Origin of the sequence: Streptomyces sp. NPDC005706, assembly GCF_040631045.1 — a bacterium.
In the GTDB taxonomy this organism is placed as follows: Bacteria; Actinomycetota; Actinomycetes; order Streptomycetales; family Streptomycetaceae; genus Streptomyces.
Genome location: NZ_JBEXYS010000021.1, coordinates 110,963 through 129,342, shown reverse-complemented (window position 1 = coordinate 129,342; position 18,380 = coordinate 110,963). Strand labels below are relative to the sequence as shown.

The 18,380-nt window shown below is 73.0% G+C and carries 14 protein-coding genes, 1 pseudogene and 1 riboswitch; of the genes and pseudogenes, 4 read left to right on the top strand and 11 right to left on the bottom strand.

The window, feature by feature from the left end; genetic code table 11:
- Window positions 1-103: 103 nt before the first annotated feature.
- Window positions 104-955 (bottom strand): sulfurtransferase, encoded by an 852-nt coding sequence (locus tag ABZ478_RS27785; protein ID WP_359553409.1) that lies wholly within the window; start codon window positions 953-955, stop codon window positions 104-106.
- A gap of 308 nt (window positions 956-1,263) precedes the next feature.
- Between ABZ478_RS27785 and ABZ478_RS27780 the strand changes: the two genes are divergently transcribed.
- A complete protein-coding gene (locus tag ABZ478_RS27780) occupies window positions 1,264-2,055 on the top strand; it encodes a VOC family protein (protein WP_359553408.1) in 792 nt (263 codons plus the stop codon).
- Between the two features lie 20 nt (window positions 2,056-2,075).
- On the opposite strand, the gene ABZ478_RS27775 is transcribed toward ABZ478_RS27780, so the two are convergent.
- Window positions 2,076-2,417 carry a hypothetical protein gene (locus tag ABZ478_RS27775; RefSeq protein WP_359553406.1) on the bottom strand — a complete coding sequence of 114 codons (342 nt, stop codon included), beginning with the start codon at window positions 2,415-2,417 and terminating at the stop codon, window positions 2,076-2,078.
- 186 nt (window positions 2,418-2,603) lie between these two features.
- On the opposite strand from ABZ478_RS27775, the pseudogene ABZ478_RS27770 reads away from it, so the two are divergent.
- A pseudogene (locus ABZ478_RS27770) lies at window positions 2,604-3,477 on the top strand (PhzF family phenazine biosynthesis isomerase).
- A 37-nt stretch (window positions 3,478-3,514) separates the two neighbouring features.
- On the opposite strand, the gene ABZ478_RS27765 reads toward ABZ478_RS27770, so the two are convergent.
- From ABZ478_RS27765 to ABZ478_RS27750, 4 genes are all read right to left on the bottom strand, one after another.
- Entirely contained in the window at window positions 3,515-4,165 is a 651-nt protein-coding gene (locus ABZ478_RS27765; RefSeq protein WP_358936626.1) for a thymidine kinase, read from the bottom strand.
- Between the two features lie 40 nt (window positions 4,166-4,205).
- Window positions 4,206-5,396 carry a nucleotide pyrophosphatase/phosphodiesterase family protein gene (locus ABZ478_RS27760; RefSeq protein ID WP_359553404.1) on the bottom strand — a complete coding sequence of 397 codons (1,191 nt, stop codon included), beginning with the start codon at window positions 5,394-5,396 and terminating at the stop codon, window positions 4,206-4,208.
- Window positions 5,396-5,992, bottom strand: coding sequence for a DUF5998 family protein (locus tag ABZ478_RS27755; RefSeq protein ID WP_199212309.1), 597 nt, complete (start codon window positions 5,990-5,992; stop codon window positions 5,396-5,398). The genes ABZ478_RS27760 and ABZ478_RS27755 overlap by 1 nt, the downstream gene beginning before the upstream one ends.
- A gap of 118 nt (window positions 5,993-6,110) precedes the next feature.
- Window positions 6,111-9,038 (bottom strand): GNAT family N-acetyltransferase, encoded by a 2,928-nt coding sequence (locus tag ABZ478_RS27750; RefSeq protein WP_359553402.1) that lies wholly within the window; start codon window positions 9,036-9,038, stop codon window positions 6,111-6,113.
- A 179-nt stretch (window positions 9,039-9,217) separates the two neighbouring features.
- Between ABZ478_RS27750 and ABZ478_RS27745 the strand changes: the two genes are divergently transcribed.
- A complete protein-coding gene (locus ABZ478_RS27745; RefSeq protein ID WP_359553400.1) occupies window positions 9,218-9,499 on the top strand; it encodes an HPr family phosphocarrier protein in 282 nt (93 codons plus the stop codon).
- 149 nt (window positions 9,500-9,648) lie between these two features.
- Here ABZ478_RS27745 and ABZ478_RS27740 read toward each other — a convergent pair whose 3' ends face one another.
- The 4 genes from ABZ478_RS27740 to ABZ478_RS27725 all read right to left on the bottom strand — a co-directional run bounded on the left by ABZ478_RS27740 (window position 9,649) and on the right by ABZ478_RS27725 (window position 14,502).
- Complete coding sequence (locus tag ABZ478_RS27740; protein ID WP_359553398.1) at window positions 9,649-10,344, bottom strand: GntR family transcriptional regulator; 696 nt, start codon at window positions 10,342-10,344, stop codon at window positions 9,649-9,651.
- A 201-nt stretch (window positions 10,345-10,545) separates the two neighbouring features.
- Window positions 10,546-11,301, bottom strand: a complete 756-nt coding sequence (locus tag ABZ478_RS27735; RefSeq protein WP_359553396.1) for a M23 family metallopeptidase — start codon at window positions 11,299-11,301, stop codon at window positions 10,546-10,548.
- 12 nt (window positions 11,302-11,313) lie between these two features.
- Window positions 11,314-11,477, bottom strand: a riboswitch (cyclic di-AMP (ydaO/yuaA leader).
- Window positions 11,478-11,722: 245 nt separating this feature from the next.
- On the bottom strand, window positions 11,723-13,111 hold the full coding sequence (locus ABZ478_RS27730) for a pitrilysin family protein (RefSeq protein WP_359553394.1): 1,389 nt from the start codon (window positions 13,109-13,111) through the stop codon (window positions 11,723-11,725).
- Complete coding sequence (locus tag ABZ478_RS27725) at window positions 13,108-14,502, bottom strand: pitrilysin family protein (RefSeq protein WP_359553392.1); 1,395 nt, start codon at window positions 14,500-14,502, stop codon at window positions 13,108-13,110. The genes ABZ478_RS27730 and ABZ478_RS27725 overlap by 4 nt, the downstream gene beginning before the upstream one ends.
- 282 nt (window positions 14,503-14,784) lie before the next feature.
- Here ABZ478_RS27725 and ABZ478_RS27720 point away from each other — a divergent pair, with 282 nt between their 5' ends.
- A complete protein-coding gene (locus ABZ478_RS27720; RefSeq protein ID WP_359553390.1) occupies window positions 14,785-17,241 on the top strand; it encodes a DNA topoisomerase IV subunit A in 2,457 nt (818 codons plus the stop codon).
- Between the two features lie 27 nt (window positions 17,242-17,268).
- Here ABZ478_RS27720 and ABZ478_RS27715 read toward each other — a convergent pair whose 3' ends face one another.
- Complete coding sequence (locus ABZ478_RS27715; protein WP_359553388.1) at window positions 17,269-18,351, bottom strand: GTP-binding protein; 1,083 nt, start codon at window positions 18,349-18,351, stop codon at window positions 17,269-17,271.
- Window positions 18,352-18,380 lie beyond the last annotated feature (29 nt).

Below are 18,380 nucleotides of genomic sequence, written 5' to 3'. Positions count from 1 at the left end.
CCAGCTCCTGGATGAGGACGTCGTTCATGCGGGAGGACATGCCGACCCGGGACCAGGAGCTCCAGTTGAGGCCCCCCACTTCTCGTCGCCCGCGTGTCGTCGCCTACCGCGGGTCCGGGCCCACCGCCACCGGGCGGGACGGGTCCGAGGACCACTCCGACCAGGAACCGACGTACAGGGCCGCCGGAATGCCCGCGACCGCGAGCGCCAGCACCTCCTGGGCGGCCGACACGCCCGAGCCGCAGTAGACGCCCACCGGAGCGTCCGTGGACACCCCCAGGGCCTTGAAGCGGTCCCGCAGGTCCGCCGCGGACAGGAACCGGCCGTCCGGCCCCACGTTCTCGGTCGTGGGTGCCGACACCGCGCCCGGGATGTGGCCGCCGACCCGGTCGATGGGCTCCACCTCACCGCGGTACCGCTCCCCCGCGCGCGCGTCCAGCAGTACACCCGAGCCGGCCAGGGCGGCCGCCTGGTCCGCGTCCAGCAGCCCGGCGGGGTCGGGCGTGGGCCGGAAGTCGCCCTCGGCCGGCTCGGACGTCCCGGTCGACAGCGGGCCCTGCCAGGCCGGCAACCCGCCGTCGAGACACCGCACGTCCGGGTGACCCGTCCAGCGCAGCAGCCACCACGCGCGCGCGGCGGCCCAGCCCACCCCGCCGTCGTACACGACGACCGGCCGGGCGGCCGACACACCCGCGCGGCGCATGGCCGCGCCGAACTCCGCGAGGTCGGGCAGCGGATGGCGGCCACCCTCCCCGGGAGCAGAGGCGAGCTCCCGGTCCAGGTCGACGAAGACCGCGCCGGGGATGTGCCCGGCCGCGTACTCGGCCCGGCCGTCGAACGCCGGTTCGCCCGCCGCCTTCGCGAGGCTGAGCTGCCAGCGGACGTCGAGCAGGACGGGCGGGGTCTCCCCCTCGATCTCGTGGGCCAGTTCGGTCGCGCTGATGATGGCTGTCATGGCGTCATCCTTACGTCAGGGGTGGCCCCGGCGTCCAGGTCCGGCTACTCTCCCGCCGGACAGGTCCGATCACCCGGCGTACGGGATCGGGCACAGGCTGTACAACTGTCGGACACTCGCCGGCCATCGTCAGGAAGCGGCGGGAGACGGCGGAGCAGACATCCTTCCCCGTGCCCCGGGCGGTCGGCGCGGCCCGGCGTGCCACCCCGGAGGACGCGGGTACCGGCACGGGTGTGCGCGCTTGGGCGGCACCCCTCCGGCAAGCGGAACCGACACGGCCCCCGTGAGGGCCGGGGAGAGAGTGATCGATGACCGAGGCACGGGAGTCGGCCGGCCCGCACGCACGGCGCGCGCCCGGCACACCCTGCTGGGTGAGCCTGATGGTGCACGGGCTGGCCGCGACCGAGAGGTTCTACGGGACGCTGTTCGGCTGGGAGTTCCGGCCGGGCCCGCAGCAGCTCGGCCCGTATGTGCGGGCGCTGCTGGACGGCCACGACGTGGCCGGCATCGGCCACCTGCCGCCGGACCGCCGGCTGCCGGTCGCCTGGACGCCGTACTTCGCCTCGCGGGACGTGGACGCCACGGCCGACCAGGTACGCCTGTGCGGCGGCACGGTGGCCGTGGGCCCGCTGGACGCGGCCGAGGCCGGGCGGATGGCCATCGCCGCCGACCCCTCCGGGGCGGTGTTCGGCATCTGGCTGGGCGCGGCCCACCTCGGCACGTCGATCAGCGGCGTCCCGGGCACCCCCGCCTGGAACGAGCTGCTCACCTTCGAGACCACCGCCGTGGCCAAGTTCTACGAGACGGTGTTCGGTTACGAGGAGGAGCCGGAGATCTCCGCCGACTCCGACCACGTGACCCTGCGCGCCGGCGGACAGCCGGTGGCCGGCCTGAGCGGCCTGGGCCATGCCCTGCCCGGCGACCGGGGCGCCCACTGGCTGACGTACTTCCAGGTCGCCGACACCGGGGAAACGCTGCTTCAGGTCACCGAACTGGGCGGCCGGATCCTGGACCCGGCCCACGACAGCCCGCACGGCCGGGTCGCCACGGTGGCGGACCCGGAGGGGGCGGTGTTCTCGGTGGTCGAGGATCCGCACTGAGCCCTGCCCGCCCGGCGTCCCTACTCACCGCCGCCCAGGGCCGCCTTCGCCTCGCTTCCGTCCCAGCCGGCCGAGGTGCGCCAGATGACGTCGACACCGAACACGTCCCGGACGGCCTGGGCGGACCAGGCCTCCCCGGCCGGCCCGGACAGCACGAGGCAGCGGCGGTCACCCTTGGCCGACAGGGCGTACTCGATCTCCAGGAGCCGGGCCGCTCCCGCACGCAGGTCGGCGTGGGACGACTGGCCGGCGCCGAGGACCTCGTAGAGCGAAAGCCCGACCGGGACGACGACCTCCAGACCGACGTCACCTAACCGATGGCCGCCGGGTCCTCTACACGGCCTCTGCGGGTCCCCGCCCACGGGCGGGCGTCCGCGCCCCCGTCAGATCGTGCTTCGCCGTGCCGGTGAGACGTCTCGGCAGAAGCTCAGCACGGGAATTCCGAGCGCCTCGATCGCCATAGACCTGCCCGGAGTGTCCGGTCGGCACAGAGGGCGGTCCACGTGCTCTGTGGAATAGGCCATGTCCCGCCCCGTGTTGACGCGACCATGACGACGAACACCGCGCTGCCCGAGGTACTGCGCTACACCGCCTTCTCCAATGACCCCGCCGGCGGCAACCCCGCCGGCGTCGCTTGACGCCACCGGTCTGGGCGACGGCGACATGCTGGCCATCGCCGCCGGCCTCGGATACTCGGAGTCGGCGTTCCTGACCGCGCCTCCGGAGGGGCTGGACGGCCCCGAGGGGCGGACGTACAGCATCCGCTACTTCAGTCCCAAGGCCGAGGTGCCGTTCTGCGGGCACGCCACCGTCGCGACCGCCGTCGCGCTCGCCGAGCGGCTCGGCCCCGGGGAGCTGGTGTTCGCGACGCCCGCCGGCACCGTGCCGGTGGAGGTCACCGAGGAGGGCGGGACGGTCAGGGCCACACTCACCAGTGTCGAGCCGCACGTAGAGGAGATCGCCGGTGTCGACCTTGCGGAGGCGCTCGCCGCGCTGGACTGGCCGGCCGCCGATCTCGATCCGGTCTTCCCGCCCCGGATCGCATTCGCCGGCGCCCGCCATCTCGTCCTCGCGGCGGCGACGCGGGCCCGCCTCGCGGATCTCGCGTACGACTTCGCGCGCCTCGAAGCGCTGATGCACCGCCTGGACCTGACCACGGTGCAGTTGGTGTGGCGGGAGTCGGCCACCGTCTTCCACGTCCGAGACCCGTTCCCCGTCGGCGGCGTCGTCGAGGACCCGGCGACCGGCGCCGCGGCCGCCGCGTTCGGTGCGTACGCCCGCGAGCTGGGCCTGGTCCCCGAGGACGCCGTCCTCACCCTGCACCAGGGCGAGGACCTCGGCCGCCCCGGCGAGCTCACGGTGACGCTGCGCGCGGGCGACCCGCGCGTCCGGGTCGGCGGCGCTGGAGCCCGCATCGGCTGAAGCACCGGCAGGGAGGCGCTTCGCCTCCTGGACGGGGTCAGTCGGCCGTGACCGGCAGTACGTCCGGGGACAGGGCCGCCGCGCGGGACGTCGCGGCGGTCATGCGGCGGCGGTGGTGTCGGCGGCACAGCACTTCGTAGCCGATCTCGCCCGCCGCGTGGTTGACATCGCCGACGACCACCTGGGCGCCCTCGACGACCATCTCGCCGCCCACCGTGCGGGCGTTGTGGGTGGCGCGGGCGCCGCACCAGCACAGGGCCTCGACCTGGAGCACCTCTATGCGGTCGGCCAGTTCCACCAGCCGCTGGGAGCCGGGGAAGAGCTTGGAGCGGAAGTCGGTGGTGATGCCGAAGGCGTAGACGTCCAGGCCGAGGTCGTCCACCACGCGCGCGAGCTGGTCGATCTGCTCCGGCGCGAGGAACTGGGCCTCGTCCGCGATCACGTAGTCCGCGCGGCCGCCCTGGGAGAGGTGGTCGACGAGGTAGGCGTACAGGTCCTGGCCGTCCTCTACCTCCACCGCGTCGGTGACCAGGCCGAGCCGGGAGGACAGCTTGCCCTCGCCCGCGCGGTCGTCCCGGGTGAAGATCACCCCGACGAGGCCGCGCGTGGAGCGGTTGTGCTCGATCTGCAGAGCCAGCGTCGACTTCCCGCAGTCCATGGTTCCGGAGAAGAACACCAGCTCGGGCATGAGGGGATGAGCACCTTTCGGCGGGGACGGGCAGGGGGTTTCAGGAGCGTACTTCGAGCAGCGGGACGAGCTGCTCGGCGGGGGTCATCGAGCCGTGGTTGCCGACCAGCGCCGACTCCTTGGGCTCCCGCTCGGAGGCGATGACCAGGACGTCGTCGTGCGCGGCCGCGATCACGTCCCCGAGCCGCGCGTACACGCGCTCGTCGACGCCCGGCCCGAACCAGCCGGCCTCGATCGCCTCGTCCCGCGAGGCCACCCAGAACTGCTCACCGAGAACCTCGCGCCAGACGGTCAGCACGTCGGCCTCGGCGCCCGGCACCGCGTACACGTGCCGCGCCCGGCCCTCGCCGCCGAGCAGGGCGACGCCGGCGCCCAGCTCCCAGTCCTCGTCGAAGTCGATCCGGTGCTCCTCGTCGAACGGCACGTCGACCATGCCGTGGTCGGCGGTGACGTACAGCGCGCTGCGCGGCGGAAGCTGCTCGGCGAGGCGCTGGGCGAGCCGGTCGACGTTCATGAGCTGGCCGCGCCAGGTGTCGGAGGCGACGCCGTAGCGGTGCCCGGCGCCGTCCATTTCGGCGTAGTAGGTGTACACCAGCGAGCGGTCGCCGGCGGCCAGTTGCTCGGCGGCGAGGTCCATGCGGTCCTCGCCGGTGAGCCTGCCGTGGAAGGTGCCGCCGCTCAGCGCGACCTTGGTCAGCGGGGTGCTCGCGAAGGCCGGCGAGGACACCTGGGCGGCGTGCACTCCGGCGTCGTGGGCCAGTTGGAACACCGTCGGATACGGCTGCCAGGGGCGCGGCGGGGCCCACGGCTGCCAGCGGAGCTGGTTCATCAGCTCGCCGGTGGCGGGGTTGCGCACGGTGTAACCGGGCAGGCCGTGCGCGCCGGGCGGCAGGCCGGTGCCGACGGAGGCCAGGGAGGTCGCGGTGGTGGCCGGGTAGCCGGCCGTGAGCGGGCGGCCGGTGCCGCCGCGCGAGCTGCCGAGCAGCGAGTTCAGGAAGGGGGCCTCGTCGGGGTGCGCCCTGAGCTGCTCCCAGCCGAGCCCGTCGACCAGGAAGACGCAGACCCGGTCGGCCGGGGTCAGTTCCCCGATCGTGGCGGTCATGCCGGGGACGCCGAGGCCCGCGGCCAGGGTGGGCAGCAGGTCGGCGAGCGAGCCGCTGCCGTACTGGGGCAGCGGCGCGGTGTCCAGGGCGAGTGGCTCCGGGTGGTCCCAGGCGGAGATCTGCGCCATCAGCGCGTGGGGTCCGCGGTCGCCTCGGAGATGGCCTGTGCGAAGGCGAGCGCCTGGCGCACCGTCTCGGGGCCGTCGCCCGCCTCGCTCACCCGCAGGCTGAGGTCGTCCGCCGTGGAGCTGCCCGTGTAGCCGTGGTCGGCCTCGCAGTTGGGGTCGCCGCAGGCGGCGGGCTCCAGGTCGATGCGGCTGACCGCGCCCCAGCCGATGGTCAGCACGATCTCGCGGGGCAGGGTGCCCGGCTTGTACTGCTCCGGGTTGGCGACCACCCGGCTGACCACGACGGACGAGATCCGGCCGAGCTTCACGGACTCCGTGGAGGTGGTGGCGTACGGCGTCGGGGAGGTGCTGTCGGCGGCCTGCTCGTCGGTGTGGCTGACGATGAAGCGGTTGCCGGTGAGGACCAGCACGGTCACGTGCCGGCGCACCTCGTTCTGGTCGAACGTCGTCTCCTGGTGGACCAGGTACGACCGGATGGGCTCGCCGCCCACGGCGGCCTCCACCGCCTCGGCCACGAGGGCCGGGTAGTAGCCGCTGCGCTCGATCGCCGCGCGCAGCCCCTGGGTCGTCGTACTGGTCTTGGCCATGGCGTCCATCCTAATCCGTGGGCAAGGGCGGTCCGGGCCAGTCGCCGACGGCCGCGGTGGCCCGCCTCCCCGCGCGCGGGGAGGGCGGTACGAGGGGCGCCGGCCGGCGGCCCGGCCGCTCCCCCGCTCAGTACGCGGGCATGGTGCGCGGGCCGAGGTCGTCGCGGGCGGGCGGCGGCGCGAGGCGCACGGTGGCGCCGAGGACGCTCACGCCCCGCTGGGCGACGACGACCGGCTCGAGGGTGACGGCCACCACTTCGGGATGGTCGTCCACCAGCCGGGACACGCGCAGCAGCAGCCGCTCCAGCGCGGGGGTGTCCGCGGGCGTGGAGCCGCGCCAGCCGAACAGCAGCGGTGCCGTGCGGACGGAGCGCACCAGCGAGGTCGCGTCCCGGTCGGTGACCGGGACCAGCCGGTGCGCCATGTCCCCGAGCAGTTGCGAGGGGGCCCCGGCGATCCCGAAGGACAGCACGGCGCCGGCCGCCGGGTCGATCACCGCGCGTACGACCGTGTCGACGCCCCTGGGCGCCATGCCCTGCACCACCGGCCGCAGCTCGTCGGGCTTTCCGAACAGCTCGGTCAACTCGGCGTAGGAGCGGCGCAGTTGTTCCTCGTTCGCGAGGTCGAGGCGTACGCCGCCGAGGTCGGCGCGGTGCCGCAGGTGCGGGGCGGTGGCCTTGAGGGCCACCGGGTAGCCGAGGGCGCGGGCGGCTTCGGCGGCGGCGTCGGGGGTGGGCGCGGGCAGCGCTCGGCGGACCGGGATGCCGTACTTGCCGAGCAGTTCGCAGGTCTCCGCCTCCCCGAGGGTGAGCCCCTGCCCGCGTTCGAGCAGGACGCCGATCAGTTCGGCGGCGCCCTTCTCGTCGATGTCCTCGTACTCCGGGACCTTGCCGGGGTCGGTGGCCTCGCGCCGCCACTGCCCGTACTTCACGGCCTCGGCGAGGGCGCGGACGGCACGTTCGGCGGCGGGGTAGGCGGGGATGAGGCGGGTCCCGTCCTCCCGGGGAGCGCCGGGCGCGTCGGGCACCGCGGCCGGCGGTCGCTGCGCGGGGTGGACCGGACCGGTGCCGTCCGGGATGCCGGGTGCCCGCGCGGGCCGGGGTGCTGCGTTCGCGGCGCCCGCCTGTGGGGCGGCCTGCGGTGCGGTGCCGGCCGCGCCCGGAGCCTGCGCGGCGGCCTGCGGTGCGGTGCTGGCCGCGGCGGACAACGCCTCCGCGAGCCCGCCGAGTTCCACGTGCACCACGAGCACCGGCTTGCCGGACACCCCGGAGGCCGCCGACCGCAGCGCCTCCGCCAGTTCTGCGTCGCCCGGCGAACCCTCCCCGATCGCCGGGATCGCCGTGACCACGACCGCATCGCAGGTGTCGTCCGCCAGGGCCCTCGACAGCGCGCGGTGGAAGTCCTCCGCCGTCGCGCCGGTGGTCAGGTCGAGCGGGGGCGAGGGCCGCAGCCCCTCCGCGAGGCAGCGGTCGTAGGTCAGCAGGCCCAGCGACTCGGAGTTCCCGAGGATCGCCACCCGGGGCCCGGCGGGCAGCGGCTGCCGGGCCAGCAGCAGGCCGGCGTCGACCAGCTCGGTGATCGTGTCGACCCGGATGACGCCGGCCTGCCGGAGCAGCGCCGACACGGTCTCGTGGGGCAGCCGCGTCGCCCGTACGGCGTGTCCCTGCGGCGCGGATCCGGCGCCCTGCACCACGAGCAGCGGCTTGGCCGCGGCCGTGCGCCGGGCCAGGCGGTTGAACTTGCGCGGGTTGCCGATGGTCTCCAGGTACATGAGGGCGACGTCGGTCTCGGGGTCGTCGTACCAGTACTGGAGGACGTCGTTGCCGGAGACGTCGGCCCTGTTGCCGGACGACACGAAGGTGGACACGCCCGTGACGCCCGTGACCCCTCCCCCGCGCCGGTGCAGCCGGGACAGCAGGGCGATGCCGATGGCGCCGGACTGGGCGAACAGGCCGATGCGGCCGGGCCTGGGCATCTCCGGGGCCAGTGAGGCGTTCAGCCGGACTCCGGGCGCGGTGTTGATGATCCCGAAGGCGTTGGGGCCGATGATCCGCATGCCGTACGCGCGCGCCTGCCGCACCAGGGCACGCTGCCGCTCGCGCCCCTCGGGCCCGCTCTCGGCGTATCCGGCGGACAGCACCACCAGCCCCTGCACCCCGTGCTCGCCGCACTCGGCGACGACGGCGGGCACGTGCTCGGCCGGGACGGCGACGACGGCGAGGTCCACGGGCCCGTCGATGTCCCGCACCGAGCGGTGCGCGGGCACCCCGTCGACCTCCGTGAGGTCCTCGGTGAAGGCGCTGTTCACGGCGTGCAGCCGGCCCCGGTAGCCGGCCTCCCGGATGTTGCCGAGGACGCCGCGGCCGACGCCGCCCGGCGTGCGGCCGACGCCGACGACGGCGACGGAGCCGGGCGCCAGCAGCCGGCGGACCGAGCGGGCCTCGGCGCGCTGCTCCCGCGCGCGCTGGACGGCGACCGAGCGGTCGGTGGGCTCGAGGTCGAACTCCAGGCGTACGACGCCGTCCTCGAAGCTGCGCTTCTGGGTGTACCCGGCGTCCGTGAACACCTTGATCATCTTGGTGTTGGCGGGCAGCACCTCGGCGGCGAAGCGCCGGATGCCCCGCTCGCGCGCGACGGCCGCGACGTGCTCCAGCAGCGCGGACGCGACGCCGCGGCCCTGGTGGGCGTCCTGGACCAGGAAGGCGACCTCGGCCTCGTCCGCGGGCACGGACGCGGGCATGCCGTCGGTGCCGATGCGGTCGTAGCGTACGGTGGCGATGAACTCGCCGCCGATCGTGGCCGCGAGTCCCACCCGGTCCACGAAGTCGTGGTGAGTGAAGCGGTGGACGTCCTTGGCGGACAGACGCGGGTACGGCGCGAAGAAGCGGTAGTACTTCGACTCGTCCGAGACCTGCTCGTAGAAGCTGACCAGGCGGTCGGCGTCATCAACGGTGATGGGCCTGATGCGCGCGGTGCCCCCGTCGCGCAGCACCACGTCCGCCTCCCAGTGAGCGGGGTACTCGTGCCGGTCCTGCCGGTCCGCCGGGCTCTGCATGGGCCCCAGGGTACGGCTCGCGTACGGCGACGTCGCGAGGCAGTCTGTGGAGGGCGACAAGCCGGATCGAGGCCGCGATCCGGCGGCGGCACCGCGGCGGGACGCAGGACCGCCCGGGGCACGCTTCACGATATGGGAAACTGGTCTAGACAACCCTGAACACCGAAGGGCAGCAACACATGGCTGAGCGCCGCGTCAACGTCGGCTGGGCCGAGGGCCTCCACGCCCGCCCCGCCTCCATCTTCGTCCGAGCCGCCACGGCCACAGGCGTCCCGGTGACGATCGCCAAGGCCGGGGGCAACCCCGTCAACGCGGCCTCCATGCTGGCCGTCCTGGGTCTGGGCGCCCAGGGCGGCGAGGAGATCGTCCTCGCCTCCGACGCCGAGGGCGCGGACATCGCCCTGGACCGTCTGGCCAAGCTGGTCGCCGAGGGCCTCGAGGAACTGCCCGAGACGGTCTGAGCCCTGGCTCACGAGAAACACCGGAGCCGTGCCGTCCTTTCCGGGCGGCACGGCTCCGGTGTTTCACCGATTATTCCGGTGCGCGGGAAATCCGGGCACCGGAAATACCCCGCCCCGAAATTCCCTCTTCTTTGTATACGGCCCCCGTGTTAATTACGCGGGCTCGACATGTTTACAACGTGTTGCGAAGTCCTCACACGGTCCGGGCGACCCCCGCCGCCGGAAAAACGCAACCGGTGCGCGGCCGTCGCGCGCTCAGTGTGCAGCGCCGTGACGGCACGCGCGCGTTCGCCGTCGCCACGCGCCACCGCGTCCACGATCGCGCCGTGCTCGGCCCAGGAGTCCACCGGGCTCGGCGGGGCCACCACCGCGTACATCCAGGCGATCTTGTGCCGGAGCTGGGTCAGCATCGACGTCAGCGAAGGGCTGCCGGACGCCTGGGAGAGCGTCTCGTGGAACCAGCCCCCCAGCGCGCGCAGATCCTCGCTGTTGCCCCTCCTGGCCCGCTCCTGCCCCAGCCTGACCAGGCCGCGCAGCACCTTCAGATGGGCCTCGGTACGCCGCTGGGCGGCACGGGCGGCGCCGAGCGGCTCCAGGAGCATGCGCATCTCCAGCAGGTCGGCGGCCTCCTGCTCGGTCGGCTCGGCCACGCACGCGCCCGCGTGCCGCCGGGTCACCACGAAGCCCTCCGCCTCCAGGGTGCGCAGCGCCTCACGGACGGGGACGCGCGAGACGCCGTAGCGGCGGGCCAGGACTTCCTCGGTGAGCCGGCCGCCTCGCTCATGGACACCCGCGACGATGTCGTCCCGGATCGCCGTGCACACCGAGTGCGCCGGAATACGCATGACCGACCTCCGCCTTGATCCCCGTGAAACGCCGACGATGGACGTGTTGATCCGTGACTCTATTCCAAGGGAGCGGAATTTCCGACGGCGGGCCGGAATCCATGCATATTTTTTGGCCGACCGCGCCGTCACGCATAGCTGAAAACCGCGAAAGCCCCGGCTCGGTGAGCCGGGGCTTTCGGATGTCCGCGCGGGACGGGGTCAGACGTGCACGCCGTGCTTGCGGAGGTAGGCGATGGGGTCGACGTCCGAGCCGTAGTCGGGGGAGGTACGGGCCTCGAAGTGCAGGTGCGGGCCGGTGACGTTGCCGGTCGCGCCGGACAGGCCGATCTGCTGGCCCGGAATCACCTTCTGACCCACCGTGACTCCGATGGACGACAGGTGCCCGTACTGGGTGTACATGCCGTCGGCCATCCGGATCACGATCTCGTTGCCGTACGCCCCGCCCCAGCCGGTGGAGACGACGGTGCCGGCGCCGACCGCGTGCACGGAGGTGCCGCTGGCGGCGTGGAAGTCGATGCCCGTGTGCGAGCCGGAGGACCACAGGGAGCTGCTGGCCTGGTAGGCCGTGGAGACGTACGAGTGCACGATCGGGGCGACGAAGGCGTTCAGGCGCTTGCGCTCGGCCTCACGGGCGGCGCGCGCCGCGGCCTCGCGTTCCTTCTTCGCCTCGGCGGCGGCCGCCTTGGCGGCGGCCTCCTCGGCCGCCTGCCGCTCGGCGGCCTGGGTCTGAGCGGCGGCCTGCTCGTCGATCTGCTCGGCGACGTCGTCGCTCACACTGATCACCGGAGTGAGGCCGGTCTGCTCGACGGGCTTCTCCGCGGCGAGCGCCGGCGAGGCCGCGAGGGTGCCGATGACACCGGTGGTGGTGAGGGCTGCGACACCCGCCGCCTGAGCGGTGGTGCGCTTGACGCGGCCGGGCTTGCGGTGCTTCCCGGAGGCGCACATGAACGCCATGAAGTGGCTGGTCCTTTCCTTCCCTCTCGCCTACCGGGTTAGCTGACGGGTTCGGAGCAGGAAGGTCTCCTACGGACCCCCTCGCTCGCGCGCGGGCGTCCGATTCACCCCAGGGACTGCGATGGGTCCCCGGCTCCCCTGGCTCGCGCCGTACGGGGACTCGGCGATGACTGTCCGGTGCCGCGGACGCGGCGCACTGCCTGACGGACAGCCCGGAAGACGCTAAGCGGGCCGGTCCCCGGCGCCCAAACGAATCCGTGATTTTGTAGCGCATCCCACAGGGCAGACAGGCAACCTCTGCCCCAATTCGGACATCTGAACAAGGACGGTTCACCCGTTTCGGGAAGGACCGCACACACGAGGGGGACCTGACGGCCCGTCGGCCGCGAGGTCCCCACGCGCGCGTGACGCCGTCCGGCCGCTACTCGGCGGCGACGACGGTGACTTCGCCGATGCCGAGCGCCTCCACGGGCTCCTTGATCTGCGCCGCGTCACCGACGAGGACCGTCACCAGGCCGTCCACCGGGAAGGCGCTGACGACCGCCGCGGTGGCCTCCACGGTGCCGGTGGCCGCGAGCTGCTGATACAGCGTCGCCTGGAAGTCGTCGGGCAGGTGCTGCTCGACCTGGTCGGCCAGGGTGCTCGCGACGGCCGCCGCGGTCTCGTACTTCAGCGGCGCCACCCCGACCAGGTTCTGCACGGCGACGTCCCGCTCGGCGTCGGTCAGGCCCTCGGCCGCGAGGGTGCGCAGCACCTTCCACAGGTCGTCGAGCGCCGGGCCGGTGTTCGGGGTGTCCACGGAGCCGCTGATGGCGAGCATCGCGGCGCCGGTGCCGTCCGGGGCGGACCGCAGGACCTGCCCGAAGGCGCGCACGCCGTAGGTGTAGCCCTTCTCCTCGCGCAGGACGCGGTCCAGGCGGGAGGTGAGCGTGCCGCCGAGGCAGTAGGTGCCGAGCACCTGGGCGGGCCACACCCGGTCGTGCCGGTCGGGGCCGATCCGGCCGATGAGGAGCTGCGTCTGGACGGCGCCGGGCCGGTCGACGATGACGACCCGGCCGGTGTCGTCGGCGGTCACCGGCGGCACCGGGCGCGGCTCGGCGGGGGTGCCGGTCCAGGCGCCCAGGGTGTCGGCGAGCAGGGCGTCCAGATCGGTGCCGGTGAGGTCGCCGACCACGACCGCGGTCGCGGTCGCGGGACGGACATGCCGGTCGTAGAAGGCACGGACCGCGGCCGCGTCGATCTTCTCGACCGTCTCCTCGGTGCCCTGGCGCGGCCGCGACATGCGCGCGGTGGCCGGGAACAGCTCCCTGGAGAGCTCCTTGGCGGCGCGGCGGGAGGGGTTGGCCAGCTCGTGCGGGATCTCGTCCAGCCGGTTGCGCACCAGCCGCTCGACCTCGCTCTCCGCGAAGGCGGGGGCGCGCAGGGCGTCGGCGAGCAGGCCGAGGCCCTTGGCCAGGCGGGAGGCCGGCACCTCAAGGCTGAGCCGGACGCCGGGGTGGTCGGCGTGCGCGTCGAGCGTGGCGCCGGCCCGCTCCAGCTCGGCGGCGTAGTCCTCGGCCGAGTGCTTGTCGGTGCCCTCGGAGAAGGCCCGCGCCATGATCGTGGCGAGTCCGTCCAGGCCGGACGGCTCGGCGTCCAGGGGCGCGTCGAGCAGCACCTCCACGGCGACGACCTGCTGGCCGGGGCGGTGGCAGCGCAGCACGGTCAGGCCGTTGTCCAGCGTGTCGCGCTCGGGGGCCGGGAACGCCCAGGGTTTGGCCTCGCCCGGCTGCGGCTGGGGGTGGAAGTCCATCGGGGCGAGCTCGCTCACTTGGCCGTCTCCTCGTTGTCGTGTCGGCCCTCAACGGTCGCTTCGGCCTCCGGGTCCTCGGGGACGTCCGCGTCCTCGACGGCCTCCGGGGACTTGGGCTCGTACACGAGGACCGCGCGGTTGTCCGGGCGCAGGTGGGCCTTGGCCACCTCCTGGACCTGCTCGGGGGTCACCTGCAGAACGCGCTCGACGGCCGTCAGGGCGAGCTGCGGGTCGCCGAACAGGACGGCGAACCGGCACAGTTCGTCGGCGCGGCCGGCGACCGTGCCGAGCCGGTCCAGCCACTCGCGCTCCAACTGGGCCTGGGCGCGCTCCATCTCCTCGGGCGTGGGGCCCTCCTCGGCGAACCGGGCCAGCTCCTCGTCGATCGCGGCCTCGATCACCGGGACCTCGACGTCACCGGAGGTCTTCACGTCCAGCCAGCCGAGCGAGGGCGCGCCGGCCAGCCGCAGCAGACCGAAGCCCGCCGCGACGGCCGTACGGTCGCGGCGCACCAGCCGGTTGTACAGACGGGAGGACTCGCCGCCGCCGAGCACGGTCAGGGCCAGGTCCGCCGCGTCCGCGTCGCGCGTGCCGTCGTGCGGGAGCCGGTAGGCGGCCATCAGGGCGCGCGCCGGGACCTCCTCCTCGACGACCTCGCGCAGTTGGCCGCCGATGACCTCCGGCAGCGAGCCGTCGCGGGGCGCGGGCTTGCCGTCGTGGCCGGGGATCGAGCCGAAGTACTTCTCGATCCAGGCGAGGGTCTGCTTCGGGTCGATGTCGCCGACCACGGACAGCACCGCGTTGTTGGGCGCGTAGTACGTCCGGAAGAACTGGCGCGCGTCCTCCAGGGTGGCCGCGTCCAGGTCGGCCATCGAGCCGATCGGCGTGTGGTGGTAGGGGTGGCCCTCCGGGTAGACCAAGGCGGTCAGCTTCTCGAAGGCGGTGCCGTAGGGGACGTTGTCGTAGCGCTGGCGGCGCTCGTTCTTGACGACGTCCCGCTGGTTCTCCATGGACTCCTCGTCCAGGGCGGCCAGCAAGGAGCCCATGCGGTCGGCCTCGAGCCAGAGGGCGAGCTCCAGCTGGTGGGCGGGCATGGTCTCGAAGTAGTTGGTGCGCTCGAAGCTCGTGGTGCCGTTCAGCGAGCCGCCGGCGCCCTGCACCAGCTCGAAGTGCCCGTTGCCCGTGACCTGGCCGGAGCCCTGGAACATCAGGTGCTCGAAAAGGTGAGCCAGGCCGGTGCGTCCCTTGACTTCGTGGCGGGAGCCGACGTCGTACCACAGGCAGACCGCCGCCACCGGGGTCAGGTGGTCCTCGGAGAGCACCACGCGCAGACCGTTGGCCAGACGGTGCTCGGTCGCTGTCAGGCCCCCGGAGCCTGCCTCGGCTGTGGTCGTGTGACCCATGGGCATGTACGTCCCTTCGCGAGCGGAGGCGGTTGATGGAAACCGCGGTTTTCCTGCCGGTCCTGCCACTGTATGCAAGCGTGCGGAGCCTCGGCGAAGTTCCCGCCGGACGTACGCCCACAGCGGATCGCGTAGCCTGCGTCCCGCGTGCCGTGGGAGGGCTTCCCGGCACTGGGCCGCACCGCGGGGGACCGGGTCGCGGCCCGGGTTGTCAGTGCCGCGGTCCACAATGGTCCGCGTCAGATCCGTCAACCCCGAGCGAACAGAAATCTGGAGGAGCCGGCAGCGATGGCCCGCCGCAGCACGAAGACCCCGCCGCCCGACGATTCGTACGAGGAGAGGATCCTCGACATCGACGTCGTTGACGAGATGCGTGGCTCCTACCTCGAGTACGCGTACTCGGTCATCTACTCGCGCGCCCTGCCGGACGCCCGTGACGGACTCAAGCCCGTGCACCGCCGGATCGTCTACCAGATGAACGAGATGGGCCTGCGTCCCGAGCGGAGCTACGTGAAGTGCGCCCGCGTCGTCGGCGAGGTCATGGGCAAGCTGCACCCGCACGGCGACTCGTCGATCTACGACGCCCTGGTGCGCATGGCGCAGGGCTTCTCGATGCGCGTCCCGCTGGTGGACGGCCACGGCAACTTCGGCTCCCTGGGCAACGACGACCCGCCGGCCGCCATGCGGTACACCGAGTGCCGGATGACCGAGGCGACGAGCCTGATGACCGAGTCGATCGACGAGGACACGGTCGACTTCGCGCCGAACTACGACGGCCAGGAGCAGGAGCCGGTGGCACTGCCCGCCGCCTTCCCGAACCTGCTGGTCAACGGCTCCTCGGGCATCGCGGTCGGCATGGCGACCAACATGCCTCCGCACAATCTGCGCGAGGTCGTGGCGGCGGCCCGCCATCTGATCAGGCACCCGAACGCGGACCTGGACGCGCTGATGAAGCACGTCCCGGGCCCCGACCTGCCCACCGGCGGCCGGATCGTCGGCCTGGACGGCATCCGGGACGCGTACGCGTCGGGACGCGGCACGTTCAAGATCCGGGCGACGGTCACCGTCGAGCCCGTGACCGCCCGCCGCAAGGGCCTGGTCGTCACCGAGCTGCCCTTCGCGGTCGGCCCGGAGAAGGTCATCGCCAAGATCAAGGACCTGGTCAACTCCAAGAAGATCCAGGGCATCGCCGACGTCAAGGACCTCACCGACCGTGAGCACGGGCTGCGCCTGGTCATCGAGATCAAGAACGGCTTCGTGCCGGAGGCGATCCTGGAGCAGCTCTACAAGCTGACGCCGATGGAGGAGTCCTTCGGCATCAACAACGTCGCCCTGGTCGACGGCCAGCCGCTCACGCTGGGTCTGAAGGAGCTGCTGGAGGTCTACCTCGACCACCGCTTCGACGTGGTCCGGCGCCGCAGCGAGTTCCGCCGCGGCAAGAGGCGCGACCGGCTTCACCTGGTCGAGGGCCTGCTCACCGCTCTGGTCGACATCGACGAGGTCATCCGGCTGATCCGGTCCAGCGAGAACTCCGCGCAGGCCAAGCAGCGCCTGATGGAGCGGTTCTCGCTGAGCGACGTCCAGACGCAGTACATCCTCGACACGCCGCTGCGCCGGCTCACCAAGTACGACCGCATCGAGCTGGAGGCGGAGAAGGACAGGCTCACCGCGGAGATCGAGGAGCTGACCCGGATCCTGGAGTCGGACGCGGAGCTGCGCAAGCTGGTCTCGGCCGAACTGGCCGCCGTGGCGAAGAAGTTCGGCACCGACCGGCGTACGGTCCTGCTGGAGTCCGGGGGCGCGCCGGTGGCCGCCGTGCCGCTCCAGGTCGCCGACGACCCGTGCCGGGTGCTGCTGTCCTCGACGGGGCTGCTGGCCCGTACGGCGACCGACGAGCCGTTCGCCGAGGCGGCCCGCGCCAGGCGCGTGAAGCACGACGTGATCGTCTCGGCGGTCCCGGCGACCGCGCGCGGCGAGATCGGCGCGGTGACCTCGGCGGGCCGGCTGCTGCGGATCAACGTCGTCGACCTTCCGCAGCTGCCCGAAGCGGCGACGGCGAACCTGTCCGGAGGGGCGCCGCTGGCGGAGTTCGTGTCCCTGGAGGACGACGAGACGGTGGTCTGCCTGACCACGCTGGACGAGTCGTCCCCCGGCCTGGCGCTGGGCACGGTGCAGGGTGTCGTCAAGCGTGTGGTGCCCGACTACCCGTCCAACAAGGACGAGTTGGAGGTCATCACGCTGAAGGAGGGCGACCGGATCGTCGGCGCGGTGGAGCTGCGCACCGGCGACGAGGACCTGGTGTTCATCACGGACGACGCGCAGCTGCTGCGCTTCCAGGCGTCCATCGTCCGCCCGCAGGGCCGCCCGGCCGGCGGTATCGCCGGCATCAAGGTGACCGAGGGCGCCAAGGTCATCTCCTTCACCGCGGTCGACCCGGCCGCCGACGCGGCGGTCTTCACGGTGGCGGGCTCGCGCGGCACGCTGGACGACTCGGTGCAGACGACGGCCAAGCTGACCCCGTTCGACCAGTACCCGCGCAAGGGCCGGGCCACCGGCGGCGTGCGCTGCCAGCGGTTCCTGAAGGGCGAGGACTGCCTGTCGCTGGCCTGGGCAGGCCCCGTCCCGGCGCGCGCGGCGCAGAAGAACGGCACCCCGGTGGAGCTGCCGGAGCCGGACCCGCGCCGCGACGGCTCGGGCACGTCGCTGCCGAAGACGGTGTCGGTGGTCGCGGGACCGGTGTCGTAGGGCGCCCGGCTTCACGCCCTCCGGCCGCTACGCGCCGTAGGTCTCCGTGCCCGGCTCCTCCTCGGAGCCGGGCACGAAGCGCAGGACGCCCCACATGCCGTGCTCGTCTACGTGCTGGGCGTCGTTCCCGCACGCCTCGAGTTCCTTGTGGAGGGCGTCGGCGTCGATGCCGGAGCCGATCAGCACGAGCTGCGTGCGGCGGGGGCCGGCGGGCGGCCAGGGCTCCGGCCTGAAGCGCAGGAACCGGCCGACGGCGTGCACGGCGTACCGGTTGAGGGTGTCGTACGGCCGGAAGTCGACGTATCCCTTGATCCGGTAGAGCCCCTCCGGGCGGGTGTCCAGGAAGCTCATCAGACGGCGGGGGTCCATGGGCGGTGCGGAGGTGAAGGACAGGCTGTCGTAGCCGGTGTGCAGGTGGCCGGCGTGGCCGGGGCCGTCCTCGCGGTGCTCGTGCAGGTCGTCGAAGGAGAGCTGGCCGACGCGCTCCTCGCTCGGCCTGCAGTCGAAGAGGAACTCCGGGTCGACGCGGCCGTAGGTGGCGGGGAGGACCACGGCACGGTCGGTGAGCGAGCGGACGAGCGCTAGCACGCGGTCGGCGTCCGGTGCCCGGTCCAGCTTGTTGACCACGACGAGGTCGGCGAGGGCGAGATGCCGGTCGATCTCGGGGTGCCTGGCGCGGGTGTCGTCGAACTCGGCGGCGTCGACGACCTCGACGAGACCGCCGTAGACGATCCCCGGATGCTCGCTGGCCAGCACCATGCGCACCAGTTCCTGCGGCTCGGCCAGTCCGCTGGCCTCGATCACGATGACGTCGACACCCGCGGCGGGGGCGGCGAGCCGGTCCAGGTAGACGTCGAGTTCGCTCGCGTCGACGGCACAGCACAGGCAGCCGTTGCCGAGCGAGACGGTCGAGTCGCCGAGGGCGCCCGCCACCGCCATCGCGTCGATCTCGATGGCGCCGAAGTCGTTGACGATCGCCCCGATGCGGCTTCCTCCGCTGTGGTGCAGCAGGTGGTTGAGGAGCGTGGTCTTCCCGGAGCCCAGGAATCCGGCGAGCACGACCACCGGGATCTGCTGCGGGCTGCGGCTGTTCGCCGGGCTGTTCCCCAACGGGCGACCTCTCTCACGCGGACGCGCGC